2 protein-coding genes are annotated in these 1,222 nt (G+C 27.8%); both read right to left on the bottom strand.

Annotation, left to right across the window (positions count from 1 at the left end):
• Positions 1-31: 31 nt before the first annotated feature.
• On the bottom strand, positions 32-553 hold the full coding sequence (locus GQX97_RS12270) for a methylated-DNA--[protein]-cysteine S-methyltransferase (protein ID WP_157152212.1): 522 nt from the start codon (positions 551-553) through the stop codon (positions 32-34).
• Positions 550-1,191 carry an isochorismatase family protein gene (locus GQX97_RS12265; protein WP_013243277.1) on the bottom strand — a complete coding sequence of 214 codons (642 nt, stop codon included), beginning with the start codon at positions 1,189-1,191 and terminating at the stop codon, positions 550-552. The genes GQX97_RS12270 and GQX97_RS12265 overlap by 4 nt, the downstream gene beginning before the upstream one ends.
• Between the last annotated feature and the right edge of the window lie 31 nt (positions 1,192-1,222).

Below are 1,222 nucleotides of genomic sequence, written 5' to 3'. Positions count from 1 at the left end.
GTATTATAACTTTTTTTAATCATTTTTATTACTATCTTATTATTTTTAATTTATCTATATTAAAACCTTCAAGTTTMAGTAAATATTCCTTTTTTTCTATTCCTCCGGCATATCCTGTTAATTTCAMATCTTTAGAAACTACTCTGTGGCATGGTATTATAATTGGTATTTTATTTTTGCCTTCAGCACTTCCAACTGCTCTAAAAATACTGCCAAAACTGTTAGATATTTTTTTTGCTATATTGGAGTATGTTTCTATTTCTCCAAAAGGAATYTTATAAGTTTCAATCCACACTKTATATTGAAAATCACTTCCATATACTGCTATTGGTATATCAAATATYTTTCTTTTTAAATTAAAATATTCATCTAACTCTTTTTTTGCTTCTTTTATAATTTCTGGTTCTTTATCAGTGCTTATACTATAATTGCTTTGAAAAGAAATAGAAGTGATATAATCTTTATAATGAGTTAAATATAAGTTTCCAATAGGGCTTTTATACAAAAACACTTTATCATCTATATGACTATTTTCAAGTCTTATAATATTCACAGATGAACCTTTTTAAGATTAATGTTTTTTGTATTGGAATATAATTCATACACTTTATCTGGATTCATTGCAGCAGTTGCATATTCTAAAACATTTACGCTAACTAAATATTCAGCATTAATAGAAGTTACATATTGAGCTGTATCTCTTGCCGTATAATAAACAGCATAATCCAAAGCAACACCGACAAAATCTAATATCAATACTTCTTTATTTTCTCTAGCAGCATCTATAAAGTCCTTATGCATATAAGAAAATCCAGATACTCCCTCATCATCAGCATCAACACCCTTTTGAACATAAATATAATCTTTTTTCTTTTTTAATTCATCAACAATAGCAGAGCCGAAAGTTCTAGCAACACAATGACGAGGCCAAAGTGTTAAAATATCTTCATCGCCAGTTTCTTGGTCCATTACTCTAATTTTAGAAAAAGGTTCTTTATTATGAGTAGAAGCAAAAGATATATGATTYGATGGATGCCAATCTTGAGTAGCTATTATAGCATCATATTCTCCATTTTTTATAAGGTCATTAATTACAGGTATAAGTCCAATTGCTCCATTAACAGCCATAGGACCGCCTTCCATATAATCATTTTGCATATCTACTATTGTTAGTATCTTAACCTTACTCATAATGGAAACCTAAAAATTATTTTTAAGATAT

The organism is Brachyspira sp. SAP_772 (assembly GCF_009755885.1).
Taxonomy (GTDB): Bacteria; Spirochaetota; Brachyspiria; order Brachyspirales; family Brachyspiraceae; genus Brachyspira.
Note: the sequence above shows the minus strand (reverse complement) of the source record. Positions and strands in the feature narration are given on the sequence as shown.